Below are 23,057 nucleotides of genomic sequence, written 5' to 3' on the forward strand. Positions count from 1 at the left end.
TTGCAGTCGATACGCATTTTATTAACTTTATTCGCCAGCAATGCCATTTGGAATGATAACTTCCTTGAGTAACTGCTCTTCTTCCTTGATACGGACATAGAGGGTGATACAGTAGAGCGGAAAGAGGATGAAAAGAGCAAAGTAAGCATGACTGAGCAGGGCCAAGCCCACCAATTCTGGTACAACATTCAGGAAATAATTAGGATGTTTGACATTGCGAAAGAGCCAGTGGTCAACAAACTTATGATCCTTAACCAGCATTAGCTTGATGGTCCAAACTGGTCCCAAGAGCTTAGCAACAAGGTAGAGCATAAACATAGAAAAGAGCAACAAGACAGCGCCCAATAGACTCACAAAGTCAAAAGCTGGCTTTTTCAGCAGCAATTCCAGAAAGCAGACCGCATAAAAAAGCATGTGCAGGTACTTCATGATATTTGAATTTTTCACCCCATACTCCATGCCACCCTTGGCCAGAATATCCTGCTCATTCTGAGAGGATTTCCTCAAAAACACCAAACGAAAAAGCGACACAGCTGCAAAAATCACTATAATGATTGTCATAAGACCTCCTAAAATTTAGTAATACATTTTATTATATAAGGAATTCTGCAGCAAAGTCAAGACTGTTGTTTACAAAATGAGATAAAGATATAAAAAAGCTGCGACTAGAATTTCTAGACAAAATCCCAGTCACAACCTCTATAAAATATTTATTTGAAGCAAGTTTCTCTCACCGGTCAGACATCACAAAATTTCAATATAGGTGCTGTATTTTTCCTTGACTTTCGGAGCGATATTGTCGTCGGTCACAACTGCACTGAGGCTGTCCAGCCGGTAAAAAGAATAGAAAGAATAGCTGTCAAACTTGCTGTTATCGGCTACAATATATTTGCTGATGGCATTGTTAAGGATAATCGCGTCGCCGTTGCCTTCCTCTTCATTGCTGGTCGTAACATTATGACCGTCAATGCCATTCGCTCCAATAAAGGCCTTAGAAACCTTGATTTCTTTCAAAAGATTATTGGCAAACTGACCGACAAAGGTTTGAGTCTTAGCACGATAACGTCCTCCAATCAGAATTAAATCTAAATTGGACCTTTCTTTTAACTTTTCAAAAATCGGCAGCGAATTGGTGACAATGCTGATATTTTTGCCATCCAAATAGTCTCCTATAAAATCGGTTGTGGTGCCTGACCCAATAAAGACCGTATCCCCGTCAGCAATCAAATCCACACATTTACGGGCAATCTGCTTCTTCTCCTCAACATTCAGCATTTGCTTTTCTGAGTGGGAAATCTCATTGAGAGCATTTTTTACCTTCTTATGGGCTCCGCCATGAACACGGGTCAGCATGCCCTGCTTCTCCAAATCAATCAAATCTCGACGGATAGTCATATCCGTAACGCCCAGCATTTCTTTGAGATTTTTAACAGCAACCACACCTGTTTGATCCAGTTCTTGCAGAATGATTCTATGTCTACTTTCTTTCATTTTACATTCTCCTTTTGCTCCTGAATTTCTTACAGACTCACCTTCACCTTATTATACAACAGTTCCAGCATATAAACAAAGATTTGTGAATTTTTTTATTTTAAATAGCTGATATGTTGAATTTAATTATGTAAATTAGTGCTATTTAATCTGTTCTATAACAAGAAAACTAGACTTTATCTATATCAGCCTAGTTTTCTTCGCTTTACTATTTGTTTTTATGGCTTACTTTATACCTCATTCTAGCAACAAGCTTTTATTTTTCCTTTGCAGCGTAGGCTTCGTTACGTTTGATCATTTGTTTTCTGTACCAAGCAAAGATTCCTACATAAGCTCCCAAGAAGATAACTGCGCCGATGATTGCTTTGATATCACCAGTTGTAGTATTACCGATAGTCCAGCCCAGTAGCTTCTCAATCGGTCCTTCTAGCGTAGAGTGAGTGATTAATTGCGATTTGCTGACTCCTTCAGGGAAGGCACCAACACCTTTAGCAAGTTCTGTTGCGAATGGTGCAATCAGAGTCCCTGACAACAGGAAGAGCGGAAGCAAAAGACTTCCAAACACAATCATACGTAAAAGTTTGCCACGTGTAACTACCAAGAGCGCTGGAGTTACACCCATTGCAATGATCCCAGCCAGCGGTAGGATACCATTCCCTACTTTAGAAAGAAGAACTGCTTCAATCAGCATAATTGGTGCAAGTACGTTGGCACAAGCCCAGATTTCAGCACGACCTGCAATAAAAGGCCAGTCCAAACCGATATTGAATTTACGTCCTTGCAAACGTTTTGTAGCAACGTTTGTAATACCTTGTGAAAGTGGTCCTACAGCTGCAATGAACCATGAACCAATCAATGAGAATAATTCCAAGCAGACACCAGCAGTCAAACCTAGAGTCAGCCAACCTTTAATGACTAATTGCCAAGTATTTGCATCTTCTGCACCTGCTACAGGGTGTGGAGTTCCCATAAAACCAATGACCACCCCGAGAAGGAAACCGATAAAGAACTTAGAGCCCCAGAAACCAATCTTTTTATTTAGTGCCGCAGCATCAAAGTCATACTTATCTAGCCAAGGGAAAAACTTATCAAAAATCTTATCCAAAACCATGATGACAGGATTCATCATATAGTTCATGTGAGTAGATGTCATCGGAGATGAACTTGGCGCATTCAAAAGATCATCAAATGTTGGCTTCATCAAGTCTGAGTTGATGATTTTCAAAACACCAACTAGGACAACTGCTGCAGTCGCAATCAGTAGTGATACAGCCGGACTCACATGATTGTTATCCGCATACCACTTAATTAGTAGTCCAGTGATGGATAAGTGCCAAATATCAAAGATGTCAACATCCAGTGTATCGGTCTTTTTCATAACCAGCATAACGACATTGACAATCAGCATGATAAGCAAGAAGTACAAGGTCCATGGAGAACCCCAAGTAATCGTTGCTAAAGGAGCCCAGCCGACATCTGTGATGTTAAGCTGAATGCCTGTATTTTCAACGAATTTTGCAAGTGAAGCTGAGAACGCTCCATTCAGCATACCGATGATGGCCCCGATACCCGTCAAAGCGATGGCTAGCTTAATACCACCCTCCAAAGCTTTGGAAAATTTTACACCAAACAACAGAGCCAAGACAGTCAAGATAATCAGCATGACTATCGGGCCGCCCATTTTTATAATGGGATCAAAGAACTTATTCGCTATATCAATAATAGCATTCATAACAAAACCTCCTGGTTTAACCTTTTATAACCTAACTTAGACCATGCTCTTTAATGGCCGCTTCAATATTGTCATACACCGGAGCACTCATAGCTGGGATACGGAAGAGAATCGGTCCTGCTTCAATAACAGGAATTTCTGGTGTGAAGCCCAAATCTGTTGCTGCAATCGGTGTAAAGATATCGTATCCTTGAATTAAATCTTCATTGACATCCTTGACCATTACTGCATCACAATGAACATCATAACCACGGTTTGACAATTCTTCCTCAAGGGCACTTTTGATTTGGTGACTGGAATTCACACCAGCTCCACAGGCTGCTAAAATTTTAATCATGGTAAAATCCTCCATTTAATTTATTTGATGACTGTTGAAATATAGTGAAACAAATCTTCATCAGTGTTGCACTTAGCTAACTCAGCTAAATTGCCTTGGCTAGTGAAGAAGTCCATAAGCTGCGCCAAAATGTTAGTTTGACTTGAGCTAGAATGGTTAATAATAAAGAATAAAAGAGAGACTGAAACTGTCTGTGCAGGTGCAATCATATTGTGGAAAGTCACAGGCTGTTCCAACTTAACCACAACCACATTCTCTGTTAAGTTGTGCTCAATGTCTGTATGGGGAATGGCTACATTTGGCAAGTCTTTGCCTAAAAACTCCATATCCAATCCAGTTGGAAAAGATTGCTCTCTTTTTATCAGAGCCTCTTTATAAGAAGGATTGACAATTTTTCTCTCTTCCAGTAAGTCAGCTACCTGATAAAATAACTCTTCTTGACTTTTTGCAGTTAGACAAAAAACTAACTCTTTATCAAACAATTTAGAAAGCTCCATTATTACCTCACCTTGTTTCTTTTTGTTTGTAAATTCATTATATCATTATGATATAATATAGTCAATAGCTTATTATATCTTTTTTATAAATTGTTTGTTTACAATAATTAATAAATCGTGTACTATTTTGTTTGATTTGATAACCAAGTAGCTAAATTACACTTTATATACTTTTTGCTTATAAGATTTCTCACAAAAAAACGCCACAAGATTGTAGCGCCCTTTATCATAAAATACTTTAATATTCCGTTCAATTTTTTACAAAAGATTAGTATAGAGACTATATTTCTCTCGAACTTTATTAGAAAGATTTTCATCGGTTATCACCGCAATAATATTGTCCAAGCTATAGAAAGTATAAAAAGAATAGCTATCAAACTTACTGTTATCAGCAACGGTATATTTCTCAATTGCGTTATCGAGTATAGTAGCATTAATATCTCATCAAAAGAAAAAACTCCGATACATATTTGATGTATCAGAGTTCTTGTTTTTTATTTATCACCCTTGTTACGGATAACAAAGCCGGTTTTCTTCTCGCTAGAAGTATTGCGAGGTTTCTTGTGGTCCTTGCGGTAGCGATTTTCTTTGTCAAAACGCTCGTCTTTGCGACCTTTCTTAAATTGATCGCGACGGCCACCTCGGTCACGGCGGTTATCATTATTGCGACGGTTGCTATTTCCGCCACGACTGCCCTTGCCTTTTCCGCCAAAGCCACCGCCAGACGGTTTAAATGGCAGTGGTTTTTCACGGGCAATTTCTACTTCAGGAAGGGCATCTGGATCCTGCACCGTCAAACTGAGGATATACATAGCCAGCTCTTCTGGGCTGAATTCTGCTGCCAGCTTGCGGGCATCCTTGCCAAATTTCTCAAAGTTAGAGCGGATGCTTTCGTCAGCAAAATCGCGTTCAATCTTCTTAAGGGCAACTTTTTTCTTAGCTTGGAAAGCTTCTTCTGCAGTAGCAGGCTTGAGGCCTTTCATGCGCTTCTTGGTCAGATTTTCGATAATCTGCAAATAGCCCATTTCATTTGGCGCTACGAAAGTAATAGACTGACCTGACTTACCAGCACGACCAGTCCGACCAATCCGGTGAACATAGCTTTCTGGATCCTGCGGAATGTCATAGTTGTAGACGTGGGTCACACCAGAAATGTCCAATCCACGCGCAGCCACATCTGTCGCCACCAAAACATCCAAATTGCCGTTTTTAAAGTCGCGCAGAACGCGAAGACGCTTGCCTTGATCCAAATCACCATGGATACCCTCTGCTCGGAAACCGCGGATTTTCAGGCCACGAGTCAGCTCATCCACCCGGCGCTTGGTCCGGCCAAAGACGATAGACAGCTCAGGCTGCTCCACGTCCATCAGGCGGGTCATGGTATCAAATTTTTCATTTTCCTTGACACGGATATAATACTGATCCACCAACTCCGTCGTCAGCTCTTTAGCAGCAATCTTGACATGCTCAGGCTCCTTCATGAACTTAACACCGATACGCTTGATAGCATCCGGCATGGTCGCTGAAAAGAGCAAGGTCTGACGCTCTTCTGGCACACGGGAAATGATAGACTCAATATCTTCCAAAAAGCCCATGTTAAGCATTTCATCCGCTTCGTCCAAGATTAAGGTTTCAATCTGATTCAGCTTAAGCGCCTTGCGTTTGATCAAGTCCAAGAGACGGCCAGGTGTTCCTACGACGATATGAGCACCTGATTTGAGGGCCTTGATTTGCTTTTCGATGCTGGAGCCACCGTAGACAGAACGCACCTTGACCCCCTTGCTGCGGCCAAAACGGAAAAGCTCTTCCTGACTCTGCACGGCCAATTCACGGGTTGGAGCGATAATCAAAGCCTGCACAGCAGGATTATCTGTATCAATCTTCTCCAAAGTTGGGAAGCCAAAGGCTGCTGTCTTTCCTGTCCCAGTCTGGGCCTGACCAATGACATCCTTACCTGCCATAGCAAGTGGAATTGTCTGCTCTTGAATAGGGCTTGCTTCTACAAAGCCAGCTTTTTCAATTTCTGCTAGTAATTCAGCAGATAAATGTAATTCATTAAATTTCAATGTTCTTCTTCTTTCTAAAGGCGGTGCGAAGCCACCTTATAAGGCTTTTGATACTCAACTATCGAAACATACCAAGTGCTTTTCGCCTGCTAAATCTCGATTTTCTGAGAGTATTCGCTCTTCTCTTCATAAATATGGTCTCTCAAGTCTAGGCACTAAAAAAGCGCCGACTCGGTCGCTAGTTCCCATTGAATAGAAAAACTGTATTTCTGCAACTAATCTAGTATACCACAAAAGCACCTAAAAAGATAGGACTTGCCTGTAAAATATTTTATTAGAGATTTCTTTTGTAAAAAATGAAAACTTGAAAATCATTTTCAAAAACATTATAATCTACAAAGAAGAAAGGAGACAGGTATGAATAAATTTTTACGAGTGATTTTCATTTTACTAATCTTAGCTATGCTGGGCGCAGCTACAATCCAGATTTTCCAGCCCCAGCTCTTGGGCAATGAGTCCATCTATGGTCTAGCTCCCTACTGGCAGCAGGAAATTGGTTTCTGGAATCTGGCTATTCTGCCTTTAGTCATTGCTGCCAACATAAAGTATGATTGGTTCTATCTGCGTATGACCTTGCTAGCACTGATTCTGGGCGGACTGGGCTTTGGAACCAACCATCTGCTAGGCTATCTGGAAAAGGCGAATCAAGCCAATCTACTGGGCTGGATTGAAAATTATCTGCTAGTCTTTTGCTGGATCATCGGCTGGGGACTAGAATATCGAAAAAGACAAAAAAGTGATGAAGAGACTGTCTAGATAGGCAGATTCTTCATCGCTTTTTTCTTCATTATGGGAACTTTTCTATATTAACCAGTAGCTCCTCAGCAAATTGACTAGTGGTCAAAGCTGCTACTCCTTCCAGCTGACTAGCAAAATCCCCTGTCACTTTTTGCTCAAAGAGAGCCTTCTCAATAGCCTTAGTCAGGAGATGAGAGACCTCCGGCCAACCAATGTAATCAAAGAGCATAGCCCCCGATAAGAGAAGAGAAGAGGGATTAGCCTTATTTTGCCCCGCTATATCTGGCGCCGTTCCGTGAGTAGCTTCAAAAATAGCATGACCAGTCTCGTAATTAATATTGGCTCCTGGCGCAATACCAATCCCGCCCACCTGAGCAGCCAGGGCATCGCTGGCATAGTCACCATTTAGATTGGTCAAGGCAACAACATCAAATTTCTCTGGATAGAGCAAAATCTGTTGCAGAAAATTATCCGCAATGACGTCTTGGATGATTAGTTTTCTAGAAGCTAACTCATCCGCATACTCTCTTTGAGCTAGCTCATAGCCCCATTTCCGAAAACCACCCTCTGTAAATTTCTGGATATTGCCCTTGTGAACCAGAGTTACCCGACTCAATCCTTTGGCAAGTGCATAGTCAATAGCCGCCCGTATCAGCCGCTCACTGCCCTGCTTAGAGATAGGCTTGATCCCAATAGCAGAGCTTTCTGGAAAGCGAATCTTGTCAACCTGCATATCCTTCTGCAGGAAATCGATAACTTTTTTGACGGCAGCCGTTCCACTCTCCCACTCGATCCCCGCATAGATGTCTTCTGTATTCTCCCGAAAAATCGTGATATCAGTCTTCTCTGGGTGCTTGAGCGGACTGGGAACTCCCTTGAAATAACGAACCGGTCGCAGGCAGGCGTAAAGGTCTAATTCTTGTCTCAGTGCCACATTCAAGGAACGAATCCCTTCTCCGACTGGAGTTTCTAAGGGCCCCTTTATAGCTACCAGACAATCCTTAATCGTTGCCAGCGTTTCATCCGGCAGCCAGTCACCCGTCAGGTCTGCTGCTTTTTTCCCAGCCAGAACTTCCTTCCAAACAACCTTTCTCTGTCCGCCATAAGCCTTTTCCACTGCCTTATCAAAGACCAGCTGGGCATTTTCCCAGATATCCACTCCAATCCCGTCACCTTGGATGTAAGGAATAATAGGAGCATCCGGCACCTGCAACCGCCCTTTCTCAAACAAAATCTTATCTGCCATTTTATCTCCTTCCAATGGGAAGATACTCCAAATCTTGAGCACCAATATAGTTAGAACGCGGCCGAATCAACTTATTGTTCTTGCGCTGTTCCTGAATATGGGCAATCCAACCAGCCACCCGACTCATGGCAAAAATCAGGGTGTAGATACTGCTGTCAATGCCCAGTACATGGTAAACCGTAGCCGAATAAAAATCGACATTCGGTATCAGGTGCTTGGTATGCTTCATATAAGCTTCAATCTCCTCTGAAAGCTGGTACCAGACCTCGTCCTTGGTTCCCTGTGTCAAGTCCTTGGCCATTTGACGCAGGTATTTTTCACGTGGATCCTGTGTCTTGTAAACTCGATGACCAAAGCCCATAATCTTCTCGTGAGAGGCCAGCTTGCGGTCTAGGTAGGCCTGACAATCTCCTTCCTCTCTGATCTCTTTCAGCATATCAAAGACACATTCATTAGCGCCGCCATGAAGAGAACCCTTGAGCGCTCCGACAGCTGCTGTCACACAGGAATAAATATCGGTCAAGGTTGAGGCGCAGACTCGAGCTGCAAAAGTTGAAGCATTGAGCTCATGGTCGGCATGGAGCACTAAGGCACAGTTAAAGGCTTTGACTTCAAGCTCACTCGCCTCTTGTCCTTTGAGCATATAAAGGAAATTAGCCGCAAATCCCAAATCCTCCCGCGGCTCTATCGGGGTCTGGCCCAACCTCAGTCTGGCAAAAGCCGCAATAATGGTCGGCATCTTTGCCATAAGTTGGATGCTCTGCTCATAGGTTGCTTCAAGAGACGCTTCCTCAGCATGGACATTATAAACGCCCAAAAGACTGACTGTTGAGCGCAAGACACTCATGGGATGAAGGTGCTTGCGGGACTGGATAAGGATGCACTGCTCCACCGCATCACTAATAGCATAATTAGCTCGCAGATCTTCCTCAAAATGCTTGAGCTCAATCTGAGTCGGTAAATGCAAATGCCACAGCAGATAAATCACCTCTTCAAAACTCGCATGGTGCTCTACCAATTCAGAAATATTGTAGCCTGCATAAGACAAGGAATCATCCACAATCTGGCTAATCCTGGTATCACAGGCAATGGTATCTTTCAAACCGTCCGTCTGACTCATGCTCACACCTCCTCTAATTTCTTTCTAACGACCATGGGCAAAATTCCTCCGTTTTCATAGTAACGGATATCCGCTTCTGCATCAAAGCGCAGCCGAGCTTGAAAAGCTATTTCTTCAGTACCCTTACGAGCTACCACGTCAACTAGCTGGCCAACTTGCGGGTTCTGTGGCAGATTGATGTCGAAAGTCTCCTTACCTGTTAAGCCCAGACTAGCCGCACTCTCTCCCTCTAGATACTGCAAAGGAAGAATCCCCATCATGACCAGATTAGACCGGTGGATACGCTCAAAACTCTCTGCCAGCACCACCTTGACACCCAAAAGATTAGCCCCCTTAGCTGCCCAATCACGGCTGGACCCCATACCATAGTCTTTACCAGCTAGAACTATGGTGTCAATTTGCTCTTCCTTGTAGCGCATGGCTGCTTCATAAATGGATAGCAACTCTCCTTTATAATCTGTGTAACCACCAATTTTCCCATCCGCCAGTTCATTTTTTATCCGAATATTAGCAAAAGTCCCCCGCATCATGACCTCATGATTGCCCCGACGGCTGCCATAGGAATTAAACTCTTGGTAATCCACTCCGTGCTCCATCAAATAGGAAGCTGCAGGGCTGTTTCTGGCAATATTTCCTGCTGGGGAGATATGGTCTGTCGTCACCGTATCCCCAAATTTTGCCAGCACCGCAAGATTTTTCAGTGGCTGAATGGCTAAATCATCAGCTAAGCCATCAAAGTAAGGTGGATTTTGAATATAGGTCGAAGCCTGATTCCACTGATAATTCTGAGAAGAGGCTGTCGGAATCTGATTCCATTTTTCATTGTCATCAAACACATGAGCATATTCTTTTCCAAAAAGCTGGCGTGTCACATATTTTTGAACATAGTCTGCAACCAAGTCGTGCTCCGGCATCAAATCCATCAAATAAACTGGCTGCCCCTTTTGATCATAACCTAGTGGCTCACTAGTCAGATCGATATTGGTATTTCCAGCCAGAGCATAGGCAACTACCAAGGGCGGACTAGCTAGGAAATTGGCCTTGACCAGTGGATTGATCCGTCCTTCAAAATTCCGATTTCCTGAAAGAACAGCACTAGCCAGCAAGTCAGTATCCATAATCACTTGAGCCACTTCCGGTCGGAGATTGCCTGAATTTCCAATACAAGTGGTGCAGCCATAGCCGACAAGATTGAAACCAAGCTGATCCAGATAAGTTTGCAGACCACTCTTCTTGAGATAGCCTGTGACCACCTTGCTGCCCGGAGCTAATGAAGTCTTGACAGTCTTTGAAACGCGTAAGCCTTTTTCGACTGCTTTCTTGGCTAAAAGCCCCGCCGCCATCAGGACATAGGGATTGGATGTATTGGTACAGCTAGTAATGGCAGCGATAGCCACATGACCGGTCTTAATCGTCTCCTCATGGTCAGAAAATTGGACCACTGCAGACTTTTCCAGCTCGCTCTCATCTAGCCCAAAGCCTCGGACCCCCGCTTCTCTGACTAGACTAGCTTGAAACTCCTCTTTAGCAGCTGTTAATTCAATCAAATCCTGGGGTCGCTTGGGTCCTGAGATGCTCGGCACAATGCTGGACAAATCAATTTCGACTATCTTAGTATAGTTCGGCTCAACCTTTTCATTATAGAAGAGGTGATTTTTTTGAGCATAGAGACGGGTCAGCTCAATATGATCTTCCGTTCGATTGGTCAGGCGCATGTAATTGAGCGTTTCTTCATCTATCGGAAAATAACCACAGGTAGCACCGTATTCTGGCGCCATATTGGCCACCGTTGCCCGGTCAGCCAGACTTAGGTTAGACAAACCAGGCCCAAAGAACTCGACAAATTTGCCAACAACATTTTCCTGCCGCAAGATTTGCGTGACCTTTAAAGCCAAATCCGTCGCAGTCGCAATCTTAGGCAGCTTACCCAAGAGACGAACACCAATTACCTCAGGAACAGGGAAATAAGAAGCCTCACCCAGCATGGCAGCCTCAGCCTCAATCCCACCGACTCCCCAGCCCAGAACACCAATCCCATTAATCATTGTCGTATGACTATCCGTTCCAAACATGCTGTCTGGATAGAGTTGGCCATCCTTTTCAATGATGACATCACTGAGAAATTCGATATTGACCTGATGGATAATCCCAGTAGCAGGGGGAACTGCTCGATAATTATCAAACGATTTTTCTGCCCATTTGAGAAATTCGTAGCGCTCATTGTTGCGGACAAACTCTTGGTTCATATTGGCTTCTAGAGCTGTATCACAGCCATAAAAGTCCACCTGAACACTGTGGTCAATAACTAAATCAACCGGAATCTCTGGATTAATCTGATCGGCTTGACCTCCCTGCCCGACAATAGCATCGCGCATACTAGCCAAATCCACTACGACAGGAACACCTGTAAAATCCTGGAGAATGACTCGACTAGGCTTAAAAGGAACTTCTCCGCTTGGTGATTTAGCTTGATAATACATTAAAGAGCTAATGTTATCTTTTGTTACGTCAACATCATCTTCCTTACGAAGAACACTTTCTAATAATATTCGTATAGAATAAGGAAGTTTTTCTATATCCCCTCCTAGTAGTGCCGAGGCTTTCCCAAGGTCTATGTATTGGTATATTTTGCCTTTGTAATTTAAATTGCTTAGGTATTCTGCCATATTTCTACCCCTCACTTATTTTAAATTGTTTTATATTATACTTTATTATGAAATTTTATGCAATAAAAATTATATTTTTTATGTTATGTTTTATTACATAAAATAACAGTTTTTTAAATATAGACCAACTGTACCAATCATTTTCTTTCCCAAGCACGAAAAAACAAGCACCATTCTCGGTGCTTGTTATAGGGAAAATAATTTCAAATGTTTACTTCTTATTGGCCAACCATTTAAGAAGCTTGGTCAGAAGTCCCCAGATAATCAGACTAATGATAACAATATAGATCCAGGCGTTTTTATCATTTGACAAGGGCAGAGGAACATTCATACCAAAGAAACCAGTAATAACTGCGAGTACTGCCAGAAGGACCGAAATGATGGTCAAGACCGTCAAATTGTCATTCAGATTGTTGTTCAGGATGTTATTGTAGGAGCCAGAAAGCTGGCTGAGAACTTGAGAAATCAGATCGGTCATGGAGACGAGCTGACGAGCCTCAATCATAGCATCCTCAAACTGCTCGGTTTCTAATTCATCAAAACGTCGGTAAATGCCATGACTTTTGATATGCTCTAGGAGCATGCGATTCTGCTTAGCTGCAGCAACTAGATAGACCATAGAAGTTTCCAAGTCTGACAGGGCAAATAGGTGTTTTTTGGTAGTGGTCTGACGCAGGAGAGCATTAATCTCATCCTTGCGCTTGTCCATCCGCTCAACGACCGGATAGTAAGAATTGGAGACCAACTCCAGACTAGCAAAGAGAAACTTATAGACCGATACTGGCTCATGACGCTCAGTATAGGCTTTCATCATATCCACAACATAGGCATTGTCTTGGTTGCTGATCGTAATGAGCCGTCTCTGTTGCACCACAAAGGTCATGGGAATCGTCTCATAATGTTCCTTATCTGTCGCTAGATTAAGGACATTGTAGATAAAGACAACCGTTCCATTCTCACGATTGTAGTCCATGTGAGCCCGCTCGTTCTTATCGAGTGCATACTCGATGGTCTCCTGATCAATTTCATAATCCTGATAAATCCGTGCGTTCTTTTTGAAACTATCTGAGTCAATGTTGATCCAGACAGACTGATCTTTTAGTTTTCTTTCCAGAAACATGGAGCTCCTTTCTACAATGTAGAATAATTCTCTAATAAACTAGCGCCCAACTTCATAAACTCTTCCTGCAAGCAAATATGCAATATCGAAGCACAAAACCAATCAAATCAACTGCCTCGCCTGACGAGATTAGTCAAGTGGCTAGCAAGGGGCCAAACTGAACTCGGCCTTAGTAACTTTAGTTTGTTATACAATCATAACAATCCCATTCACTTCGACACGGAGTTTGGCAAATCGATTTTATTTGCCAAACGCAGTTAGTAAGGTACTTAGCCATGGTCCCATAGGACATGACGTAGATTGCTTAGACTACTATGTAGCAAAGCAATCTTAGTACGTTACATCTTCTCTTCCAGTTTAACATCTGGATACTTGTCAGCGAACCAGCGCAAGGCAAAGTCGTTTTCAAAGAGGAAGACTGGCTGGTCAAAGCGGTCTTTGGCTAGAATGTTACGGCTAGAAGACATGCGCTCGTCCAAGTCATCTGGTGAAATCCAACGGACAGTCTTTTTACCCATAGGATTCATAACTACTTCAGCATTGTATTCATTTTCCATGCGGTGCTTGAAGACTTCAAACTGAAGCTGACCGACAGCGCCTAGCATGTACTCGCCCGTCTGGTAGTTGGTATAAAGCTGGATGGCTCCCTCTTGCACCAGCTGCTCAATCCCCTTATGGAAGGATTTTTGCTTCATGACATTCTTAGCCGAAACCTTCATAAAGATCTCTGGAGTAAAGGTTGGCAGAGGCTCAAATTCAAATTTATTTTTTCCAACGGTCAGGGTATCACCAACCTGATAAGTCCCTGTATCGTAAACCCCGATAATATCTCCAGCTACGGCATTGGTCACATTCTCCCGACTCTCAGCCATAAACTGGGTGACATTAGACAGTTTAGCAGACTTGCCAGTGCGAGGCAAATTGACACTCATACCGCGCTCGAACTCGCCAGAAACGATACGGACAAAGGCGATACGGTCGCGGTGGCGCGGATCCATATTGGCCTGAATTTTAAAAACAAAACCAGAAAAATCTGGACTAAGCGGCTCAACTACCTCGCCATCTGTCTTCTTGTGGCCATGCGGTTCCGGAGCAAACTTGAGGAAGGTTTCCAGGAAAGTCTGGACGCCAAAGTTGGTCAGGGCTGAGCCGAAGAAAACAGGTGTCAGCTTGCCAGCCAAAATTGCTTCTTCTGAGAATTCATTTCCAGCTTCGCTCAAGAGCTCAATATCTTCTTTGACCTGCTCATAAAAAGGATTGGAGGCAAACAGTTGGTCGCCTTCTGTCAGAGTCGCAAAGCGCTCCTCACCCTTATAAAGCTCCAGCCGCTCATTGTAGAGATCATAAAGGCCTTCAAAACTCTTCCCCATGCCAATTGGCCAATTCATCGGGTAGCTGGCAATACCCAAAATCTCTTCCAATTCTTCCAACAAGTCCAAGGGCTCGCGACCGTCACGATCCAGCTTGTTCATAAAGGTAAAGACTGGAATACCACGATGCTTAACAACCTCAAAGAGCTTCTTGGTCTGGGCCTCAATACCCTTAGCCGAGTCAATAACCATGACCGCAGCATCCACCGCCATCAAGGTCCGATAAGTATCTTCTGAGAAGTCCTCATGCCCCGGCGTATCCAGGATATTGACCCGCTTGCCATCGTAGTCAAACTGCATGACAGAGGAAGTCACTGAAATCCCCCGCTGTTTCTCGATATCCATCCAGTCAGACTTGGCAAAATTACCCGTCTTTTTCCCCTTGACTGTCCCAGCTTCACGAATCTCACCCCCGAAGTAGAGCAACTGCTCCGTGATGGTCGTTTTCCCCGCGTCCGGGTGGGAGATAATGGCAAAGGTCCGGCGTTTCTTAATTTCTTCTTGTAAAGTCATCTTCTTCTCTTTCTTTTATTTAGGATAATGGTGAATCTTAGTATTTTTTATTTTACATCGGAATAGTCTAATCCTTTCAACCTACCTATTATAGCGGATTTAGCGCTTTTTTTCAATTATCTAAAGAAGATAAAAATCGCTCTTTCGAGCGATTCTATTCTCCTAAGTCTAAGTCAATGAAATTTCCTTTAAAATCTTACAATGACACTGTTAAAGAGGAAAATTGTAAAGATGAAGATTAAACCCAGTAAATAGAGCAGGCGTTTTTCTGATTTCCAGCTCTTCCTTTTCTTCAGCTGTCACAGAAGCGTCTAGCTCGACCAGCTTAAAGAGTTGATAGACAAACAGTCCATTTGTTACTAGAAGCAAAGCAAGTCATGATAAAACTATCTAATTAAGAAAATTCCTGCGACATTAACTTGACAGGAGCTATAAATTTAAAGTGAATTAACTGTGGACCAGACTTAACTGCTTTTTCCACCGTATCTTAAACAATATATCAAAGAGAACCAGAGCCAGAGAAAGAATGACTGACACAAGAAGGTATTTTATCCATAAGGGAGCGTTAGGGATAAAAGGCGGACTTTTTAGCAGACCGTAATTACCTCCGGTCACTTGATTAACGCCGACTAGGAAAAGATTGAGTCCAAAGGTGTAGGCGACAATCATGTATTTCTTGAGCAGGGTCTTGTCGTAGTGATTCATCAGATAAATCAAGGAATTAACCAAGAGAGCATAGTGACCAATCAGGAAAGAGAAGCTGGTAATATGCGGGAAATCATAGGGGTCAAAGACTGGGTAGCCCAAGGCAAAGACCGCTCCGCTGGCTCCTAATAGAGCAAAATACTGCTTGCTGCGCCATTTATCTGGCAGAAAGACCACCGCAAACATAGCCAGACGGCAATGATAAAAGGGTAGACTATTGGTAAAGGGAATCCGAAAACCAAAATACCAGCTATAAAGCATCAGCAGTTGAGCAATCTGAATCCACTTAAAAGCCTTGACAAAACGCGGATTATCATGGTATTTGAGCGAGCTCCAAATAGACAGCAAAACCAGAGCAATCATCACAGCATACCATAAAATCGAGATAGGCGGTGCTACCGTTTTTGTCGTAGTTAAAAAATCTTTCATAAATCCTCCGTTAGATGATTAGGTTAGGGTGACTGTCTTGGTCTGCTCCACGCGCTTAAAAATTTCAGAAACCAAGCAGACTGCTGCACTTAAGACGATTGAGACAAGCAGATAATTGAGCAGGAGTCCGTGATTGCCAACAAGCGGCGGATCTGTGAGAAATCCATAAGAACCCTTTGTCAACATATTGATAACAAGCAAAAACGCATTCATCAGAAAGGTCGTCCACACCACTCGCTGCCAGCTCATAGAGAAAGTATGATAATATCTGAAAAGATAAATCAAACAATTTCCCAAGAGCGCTAGATGACCGATGATAAAGGACAAAATAGTGATATGGGGAAAAGGGTAAGGATCAAAAATCGGATAAATAAAGGCTACAATCGATCCAAAAGTCCCCAAAAGTGCAAAATAATATTTATACACTGAGCGATTAGGCAGAAACATCAAGGCAAACATGGCCATCCTGCAATGATAAAAAGGCAGACTTTCAGACAGTGGGGCAGCAGTCAGCATATACCAAGAGTAGAGGCCTATCAGCTGGCAAGCTTGCATCCCGACAAATAGCTGCTGGTAAGGCTTCCGATTGTAGTAGCGATAGGAAAGCCAGATAATCGCAAAGACCAGCCCCAAAAGAACAAAATACCAAAGTCCCAGTTGAGGCGGTTCGGTTTTATAGGTTGTAAACATATCTCTTATTCCCATCTCCTAGGTTTCCATTCTAATATAAGGTTTGAACAAGGTTGAGTTTGCCTGTTGTTGCAATAATTTCTAGCTTTTTCAGACAAAAAGCATTCCAGAAACTTACTTAACTAATCCAAATACTGTTCTCTATCTCCTTGATAAATCTCCCAAAGGATTTCCAACTGTTCTTTTGTCGTCCGCTTAGAAGATAATTCTGGTAAAGATTGGATATCAAAGAAAGCTAAGTCTTCTATTTCTGTATTAGGCTGAAAATCTCCATCCTCTATCTGACACTCAAAGACCAGTTTAGCATATTGCTTACTCTGAAATTGAAATTTATTAGTATCAAAAATTGCAAGCAGACGCGAAACTGAAACATTAAATCCCGTTTCTTCTTGGACTTCCTTGACGATATTTTCCTTAGGAGATAGTCCGACTTCACAAAAGCCGCCAGGTAAAGCCCAAGTTTTCTCATTTTTACCCTTGACTAAACAGACTTTTCCGTCTCGAACCAGTAAGGCGCGGACATCAATCAAGGGAGTGGCATAAAAATCCGTTGGGCGCAACAACTCTGCCAATTCTTTCCCATCCAAATCTGACCAATCAGCCAGGAGGTGTCCCAAAAGCTGACGGAGTTCTAAGTAACGCTCTCGATCAAATTCATCACGACTAAATGCCAATCCTGTCTCTGTAATAGAAAGGAGACGTTGAATGGTTTTTGCAGTTTCTTTAGTTTCCATCTTCCAAGTCCTCTACCAGCTTAGCCAGATTCATGGAATTGCTGCCTTTTAGAAGAATTTGGTCGGCAGGAGTCAGCTTCTCTCTGACAGCTTTGGTCAGCTGTTCAAACTGGTCTTTCTGGTCATTTTTGATAAAGTAATGGACCTTGCCTAGCGGGTAAATCTCCTTGGCATAGTCATAGAGAGCTTCCATGTCCTGTCCATAAAGGAAAAGGTCGGTCACAATTTCTGGATTGAGACTGGTAATCATCGAGCCATGCATGGACTTAGAGTCCGCTCCCAGCTCTTTCATATCCGCCAGCACTGCCAATTTTCGTCCGCCTGGATTGGCCGGAATGGTCGAGAAAGTCTCCAGAATCAAGCGCATGGCTGTTGGATTGGCATTGTAGACATCCGATAGGATATCTGCGCCATTACCAGCTTTCTTCCACTCTGTTCGATTGCGGGTCAGCTCCAGCTCAGAAAAGGCTTGAGCAATAGCCACCTCAGATACCCCCTCCTGCAGAGCTGCATAGGCTGCAATCATGGCGTTGGTTGCATTATACTTACCGGTCACAGGCAGGTCAATCCTCTGCTCTAAAAAGTTGCATTCAAAGCTCAAGCTGTTCTTGCGCTCTTCCAGACGCGTCAGGAAGATATCCGCATCAGGACCAAAGCGAACCAGTTTGCAGTCTGCTGGCAGAAATTCATTGACAATCTTATCCGCCGGAACAATCAAGAGACCATCTTTTCTCAAACCGTCCGCAATCTGCATCTTGCCTTGGGCAATTTCAGCTCGGCTGCCGAAAAATTCCAGATGGGCTTCTCCAACCAGAGTTACAATGCCTGTCTTAGGTTTGGCAAGTTCAGACAGGAGATGGATATCGCCCAAGTGGTCCTGCCCCATTTCTAAGACAAGTTTCTCTGTGTCCTCAGGCATGTGAAGAACCGTGTAAGGCAGACCGATTTCGTTATTGTAATTACCTTGTGTCTTATAGGTCTTGTAGCTGGTTGCTAGTAGCTGAGCCAGCATATCCTTAGTCGTCGTTTTACCGTTGGAGCCTGTCACCGCCAGCACATCCACCTGCATCTTTTCCAGATAATACTGGGCCAAGCGCTGAAAGGCCGTCAGGACATCATCGACCAAGATATAAGCCCCCTCTGCCACTGGATGCTCAGATAAGGTGGCAGCAGCACCCTGAGCAAAGGCTGTTGGGATAAAGTCATGGCCATCACGCGCTCCCTTAAGCGGCACAAAAAGGTCACCCGACTCAATCAAGCGGCTGTCAAACTCAGCATTTCTAAGCGCAACATTTTCAAACTGAGTCACATCATTTTTCGCAGACAGGACTTCTGCAATTTCATATAAATCTAATTTCATACTTCTTCCTCGTTTTTCGGTTTGCTCACAAAAAGAAAGGACCGAAAATTTTCAGCCCCTCTATTATATCATATTTTAGAGAAGATGCGCCTCTCTCTTAGCAAATGCCTCTTCAGCTAGGCCAACTAGTTTCTCAATCAAGTCAGGATAGGCCAGTCCCATATTTTCCCAGAGTAGTGGATACATGGACCACTGGGTAAAACCTGGCATGGTATTGAGCTCATTAAGGAAGACCTGACCATCTTCTGCATAGAAGAAATCACAACGGGACAGCCCCAGACCGCCCAGAGCTCGGAAAGCTGCCTCTGCATTTTGACGCATCAGACTCACCACTTCTTCTGGAATCTTGGCCGGAATATCCATGGTAATTTTATTATCAATGTATTTGGCTTCGTAGTCATAAAAAGCCACGTCCTTGACCACTTCTCCAGGTAGGGTACTCTTGACGTCAACATTGCCCAAAAGCCCAACCTCAATCTCGCGAGCCGTCACTCCTTGCTCAACCAGTACTCGGCTGTCGTATTTGAAAGCCAGGTCCAGAGAAGCACGCAGTTCTGCTTGGTTCTCCGATTTAGAAATGCCGACACTGGAGCCCATATTAGAAGGTTTGGTGAAGACTGGATAGGTCAATTTCTCCTCGATTTCTTGGATTTTTTGCTCTAGATCCTCGCCATCGACCAGCGCCACATAAGGCACTTGGGCTATTCCTGCTGATTCCAGCACTCGCTTGGTCGTGATTTTATCCATGGCTAAGCTAGAAGATAAAATATTACAGCCGACATAAGGCATTTTGAGCACTTCTAGGAAGCCTTGGATAGAGCCATCTTCGCCCATGGGACCATGCAGGACCGGAAAGACCACGACTCCTTTTTCGTAAATATCGCTGGGCTTAATCTTCCGAGACATGTCCACTGTGGCATTGGTCATCAGCTTCTCATCAGCCGCCGGCTTTGCTTCAAATTCCTGAGTTTGGATAAAATCTCCATCCTTGGTGATGAAGTAAGTCCTCACCGAGAATCTATCATAATTGACAGCCCGCATGACGCTCTCAGCTGATAAAACCGAAACTTCCCGCTCTGCACTGCGTCCGCCATACAATAAAATCAATCTTTGTTTTGCCATGATTTTTCCTATCATTTTCTAAAAATAGTACGATTTACAAAAGCTGCCAGTCCGAGAAGAATCAAGTTCAAAAGCTTGGTTTTGCATCTACCCTAGCTAGGTGATTCTTCTAAGCAGGAACTTCTGTATCAGTCCGTTTTAGTATATCACAATTCCCAGCATTTTTGAACAGAAAAAAGGACTCTTCCAACCAGCTAGAGCCAGAAAAATCCTTGATGTTTACAATTCCGTTCGATTTTCGATAGCGCGAATCAGCGTAACCTCGTCCGCATACTCAATGTCGGAACCAACCGCCAAACCACGCGCTAGTCGAGTCACCTTAATTCCAGCCGGTTTCAAGACCCGTGAGATATACATGGAAGTCGCTTCGCCATCCGCAGTCGCATTAGTCGCGACAATAACTTCTGTTACCTCGCTATCCATCAGACGAGTAATCAGACTCTTGAGATTGATGTCATCCGGTCCAACGCCATTCATAGGTGAAATCAAACCGTGCAGGACATGATAAAGTCCGTGGTATTCCTGTATATTTTCCATGGCTGATACATCTCGGCTGTCTTCAACGATCAAAATAGTTGATTGATCGCGCGACTGGTCTTGACAGATAGCACAAGGGTCTTCATCCGTCAGGTTGCCGCAGACAGAGCAGTAGCTCAGCTCACGCTTAGCAGCCAGCAGATTCTTGGCAAATTCATTGACATCGTCATCACTCATGCCAATGGTGTAAAAAGCCAGTCGAGTGGCTGTTTTGATGCCAATGCCGGGCAGCTTTGAAAAACTGTCAATCAGCTTGGCAATAGGGGTTGGGTAAAGCATAAAATCCTTTCTCTATTCTCAAAAAATCTCCTCAAACCAGATTGCTCTACTTGAGCACTGACTGCATTAGCTTTCTATGTTTGCTGATGATTTTCATTGAGCACTAATTCATAGGGTGTTGTTGGTTGTAAAGATTGATAATATCGCGAGTGATACTGTGGCTGACTGTAGAAGATAGGTCCGTATTGTGAGGGAACACCACTGCCACCGCAATCTGCGGCTTCTCACTTGGTGCATAGGACACGACATTGGTATTGATAGCTTCTTTCTTGCCCTTGTCCACGAAGGTCTCAGCCGTACCAGTCTTGGCACTGATTGGCACACTCTCTCCCTGAGAAATAGTCCGACCAGTTGTAAAGCCACTGCTGCCATGAACCACTTGATAGAAGCCTTGCTTGATAATGCTCATATCCTCGTCAGAGATATTAACCTGGTTCAGCTCCTTGGTGTCAATTTTCTGCACCAAATCACCGAGTCCTCCTTGGTCACTGTTGCCGTAAATGCCTTCAACGATATGCGGAGCTACACGCTTGCCGTTATTAGCTACTGTTGAAGCATACTGAGCCAGCTGAAGCGTTGTATAGTTGTCAAACTGGCCAAAAGAATTGGTCAGATAGTTAGCAAAGGTAAACTTGTCTGGAAGATAGCCTGTGGACTCATTTGGCAAATCAATCCCTGTCGAAGTGCCTAGACCATATTCTGCAAAAGTCGACCGTAGCTTTTTCATGGACGGATCTAGCTCATCAAAATCTAGCTTCATATCCGCTGAGTAAGGCGTTCCCATCATCTTCAGCGCCACCTGCACCATATAGGTATTAGAAGAGTATTCCAAGGCCTCTTGGGCTGTGATAGCACGTGAACCATACTGGGTAAACCAAGAAGTGATACTGTCCGTACCGCCAAAGCTAATCGGCTGGTCTGTCAGGACTTGGTTGCCGCTAATTGCATTATTCTCCCAGCCCGAGGTCAATGTTGCAGCTTTGACCACAGATCCCGGAACAAAGACATTGGTCATGGTTCCCAGAGCATCGACAGAGTTTTCTCCCGTTTCCAAATCATGCCGGATGCCTGCCATAGCCAAGACGGCGCCAGTATTTGGATCCATAGCTACAGCATAGACACCCTCAGAGTAAGTCGCATTGCCACTAGCCAACTCTGCATTAAAGGCATTTTTGAGAATGTCCTCCACTCCCTGCTGGAAGCTCAAGTCCACCGTCAGCTTGAGATTGTCTCCCTTGCTGCCGTCAGAGATATTTTCCACACTCTCCATATTACCATTTTTGTCCAGATGAATCTCCTTCTCAGCTCGCTTGCCCTGCAAGACTGACTCATACTGCTTTTCTAGATAGGAGGTCCCCACCCGGTCATTGAGGGAGTAGCCTTTTTTCAGGTAATCATCCACTTCTTCAGCCGGAAGTCCAGTCTTTTCCGTCGAGATATTACCCACGATGGAAGCCAGCGAGGTATCCAAGACCTTACGGTCCCAGCCCGTTGAGACACTGATACCTGGCAGCTCCTTACTGCTAGAAGCCAGTACAGCTACCTGCTCTGTTGTCAGCGGATCTGTCTGGATGGTCCCCGTCGCAAAGTTGGAAATTGCATTCATCTGACTAAAGAGAACGATGGCTTTCTTTTCCTCATCCGTATAGCCCAGCTGCTTAGGATCAATGCTCTCAGCTGCCGCCTTATAGATTTTGGACTCAGGCAGGCGGTTGCCATCTGTATCAAATTTCTTGTCCTTGGGCAGCTTTTCTACTACTTCCTGATAGACTGCGCTGTCCGCCAAATAATAATCCACCTCTTGGCGGTCTGTCACCTCTGTATCGCTGACACTGACATAGGTCAGGAGCTTTTGAGCTGTCGCTCGAATCTCACCAGCCGTCAGACGATTATCCCGTGTATAGGTCACCACCTGCTTGGTCGTATTTTCCACCAAGGGCTTGCCGGTAGCATCATAAATCTGCCCACGCACTGAGCTAGTGGTAATCTTGGTCTTGCTGGCCTTGGCCAACTTATCCGTATAAAAGTCCTGATTAACTACCTGCATATAGCCCAGACGAGCAATCAAGGCTAAGAACAAAAGCATCACAATTCCAAACAGCAGATAAAGCCTTCTGGTTATGGAATGACTGTCAAATTTTCTCTTCTTCCTTGCCATCTTCTCTCTCATTCTAGTAAAAGTTCTGACCTTTATTTTACCATAAATCCAGCTCGATGAATGTTTCAAAACTGATAGAAAATCTGAAAATGTGGACGAGTTAAGAGGAAATCCGCTAAACCTCGGAACAGAAAAGACTTGCTGACA

The 23,057-nt window shown here is 43.8% G+C and carries 19 protein-coding genes and 1 pseudogene; 1 reads left to right on the plus strand and 19 read right to left on the minus strand.

Features of this window, described 5'->3' with window-relative positions:
• Positions 1-27: 27 nt before the first annotated feature.
• The 7 genes and pseudogenes from HMPREF9378_RS05770 to HMPREF9378_RS05745 all read right to left on the minus strand — a co-directional run bounded on the left by HMPREF9378_RS05770 (position 28) and on the right by HMPREF9378_RS05745 (position 6,123).
• Positions 28-561 (minus strand): isoprenylcysteine carboxyl methyltransferase family protein, encoded by a 534-nt coding sequence (locus HMPREF9378_RS05770; protein WP_002902643.1) that lies wholly within the window; start codon positions 559-561, stop codon positions 28-30.
• 183 nt (positions 562-744) lie between these two features.
• A complete protein-coding gene (locus HMPREF9378_RS05765; RefSeq protein ID WP_002902642.1) occupies positions 745-1,491 on the minus strand; it encodes a DeoR/GlpR family DNA-binding transcription regulator in 747 nt (248 codons plus the stop codon).
• Between the two features lie 256 nt (positions 1,492-1,747).
• Complete coding sequence (locus HMPREF9378_RS05760) at positions 1,748-3,223, minus strand: PTS galactitol transporter subunit IIC (RefSeq protein ID WP_002913776.1); 1,476 nt, start codon at positions 3,221-3,223, stop codon at positions 1,748-1,750.
• A 31-nt stretch (positions 3,224-3,254) separates the two neighbouring features.
• Positions 3,255-3,560, minus strand: coding sequence for a PTS sugar transporter subunit IIB (locus tag HMPREF9378_RS05755; RefSeq protein ID WP_009659841.1), 306 nt, complete (start codon positions 3,558-3,560; stop codon positions 3,255-3,257).
• A gap of 20 nt (positions 3,561-3,580) precedes the next feature.
• Positions 3,581-4,057 carry a PTS sugar transporter subunit IIA gene (locus HMPREF9378_RS05750; protein ID WP_002913777.1) on the minus strand — a complete coding sequence of 159 codons (477 nt, stop codon included), beginning with the start codon at positions 4,055-4,057 and terminating at the stop codon, positions 3,581-3,583.
• Between the two features lie 258 nt (positions 4,058-4,315).
• Positions 4,316-4,492: pseudogene (locus HMPREF9378_RS11770) on the minus strand (DeoR/GlpR family DNA-binding transcription regulator); the annotation flags it as partial.
• Positions 4,493-4,551: 59 nt separating this feature from the next.
• Positions 4,552-6,123, minus strand: coding sequence for a DEAD/DEAH box helicase (locus HMPREF9378_RS05745; protein ID WP_002913779.1), 1,572 nt, complete (start codon positions 6,121-6,123; stop codon positions 4,552-4,554).
• Positions 6,124-6,480: 357 nt separating this feature from the next.
• Here HMPREF9378_RS05745 and HMPREF9378_RS05740 point away from each other — a divergent pair, with 357 nt between their 5' ends.
• Positions 6,481-6,879, plus strand: a complete 399-nt coding sequence (locus HMPREF9378_RS05740) for a hypothetical protein (protein WP_002913780.1) — start codon at positions 6,481-6,483, stop codon at positions 6,877-6,879.
• A gap of 31 nt (positions 6,880-6,910) precedes the next feature.
• Here the strand turns inward: HMPREF9378_RS05740 and icd are convergent, their stop codons facing one another.
• From icd to pbp2b, 12 genes are all read right to left on the minus strand, one after another.
• On the minus strand, positions 6,911-8,122 hold the full coding sequence (gene icd / locus HMPREF9378_RS05735) for an NADP-dependent isocitrate dehydrogenase (protein WP_002913781.1): 1,212 nt from the start codon (positions 8,120-8,122) through the stop codon (positions 6,911-6,913).
• The gene (locus HMPREF9378_RS05730) at positions 8,109-9,227 is read right to left on the minus strand and encodes a citrate synthase (RefSeq protein WP_002913782.1); all 1,119 of its coding nucleotides are present in this window, start codon (positions 9,225-9,227) and stop codon (positions 8,109-8,111) included. The genes icd and HMPREF9378_RS05730 overlap by 14 nt, the downstream gene beginning before the upstream one ends.
• 2 nt (positions 9,228-9,229) lie before the next feature.
• A complete protein-coding gene (acnA, locus tag HMPREF9378_RS05725; protein WP_002913783.1) occupies positions 9,230-11,893 on the minus strand; it encodes an aconitate hydratase AcnA in 2,664 nt (887 codons plus the stop codon).
• Between the two features lie 211 nt (positions 11,894-12,104).
• The gene (locus HMPREF9378_RS05720; RefSeq protein ID WP_002911996.1) at positions 12,105-13,013 is read right to left on the minus strand and encodes a magnesium transporter CorA family protein; all 909 of its coding nucleotides are present in this window, start codon (positions 13,011-13,013) and stop codon (positions 12,105-12,107) included.
• A 338-nt stretch (positions 13,014-13,351) separates the two neighbouring features.
• The gene (locus tag HMPREF9378_RS05715; protein WP_002913784.1) at positions 13,352-14,896 is read right to left on the minus strand and encodes a peptide chain release factor 3; all 1,545 of its coding nucleotides are present in this window, start codon (positions 14,894-14,896) and stop codon (positions 13,352-13,354) included.
• A 447-nt stretch (positions 14,897-15,343) separates the two neighbouring features.
• Positions 15,344-16,030, minus strand: a complete 687-nt coding sequence (locus HMPREF9378_RS05710; protein WP_002913786.1) for a YwaF family protein — start codon at positions 16,028-16,030, stop codon at positions 15,344-15,346.
• 18 nt (positions 16,031-16,048) lie between these two features.
• Entirely contained in the window at positions 16,049-16,735 is a 687-nt protein-coding gene (locus tag HMPREF9378_RS05705) for a YwaF family protein (RefSeq protein ID WP_002913787.1), read from the minus strand.
• 107 nt (positions 16,736-16,842) lie between these two features.
• Positions 16,843-17,454: an NUDIX hydrolase N-terminal domain-containing protein gene (locus tag HMPREF9378_RS05700; RefSeq protein ID WP_002902622.1), complete on the minus strand. Its 612-nt coding sequence runs from the start codon at positions 17,452-17,454 to the stop codon at positions 16,843-16,845.
• Entirely contained in the window at positions 17,444-18,814 is a 1,371-nt protein-coding gene (locus tag HMPREF9378_RS05695; protein WP_002913788.1) for a UDP-N-acetylmuramoyl-tripeptide--D-alanyl-D-alanine ligase, read from the minus strand. The genes HMPREF9378_RS05700 and HMPREF9378_RS05695 overlap by 11 nt, the downstream gene beginning before the upstream one ends.
• Positions 18,815-18,889: 75 nt before the next feature.
• Positions 18,890-19,936, minus strand: a complete 1,047-nt coding sequence (locus HMPREF9378_RS05690; RefSeq protein WP_032911186.1) for a D-alanine--D-alanine ligase — start codon at positions 19,934-19,936, stop codon at positions 18,890-18,892.
• A gap of 219 nt (positions 19,937-20,155) precedes the next feature.
• Positions 20,156-20,752, minus strand: coding sequence for a recombination mediator RecR (gene recR / locus HMPREF9378_RS05685; protein ID WP_002897999.1), 597 nt, complete (start codon positions 20,750-20,752; stop codon positions 20,156-20,158).
• Positions 20,753-20,855: 103 nt separating this feature from the next.
• Complete coding sequence (pbp2b, locus tag HMPREF9378_RS05680; protein WP_002913790.1) at positions 20,856-22,922, minus strand: penicillin-binding protein PBP2B; 2,067 nt, start codon at positions 22,920-22,922, stop codon at positions 20,856-20,858.
• Positions 22,923-23,057: the final 135 nt, after the last annotated feature.

The sequence above is a fragment of the Streptococcus sanguinis SK1 = NCTC 7863 genome, from assembly GCF_000194945.1.
Taxonomy (GTDB): domain Bacteria; phylum Bacillota; class Bacilli; order Lactobacillales; family Streptococcaceae; genus Streptococcus; species Streptococcus sanguinis.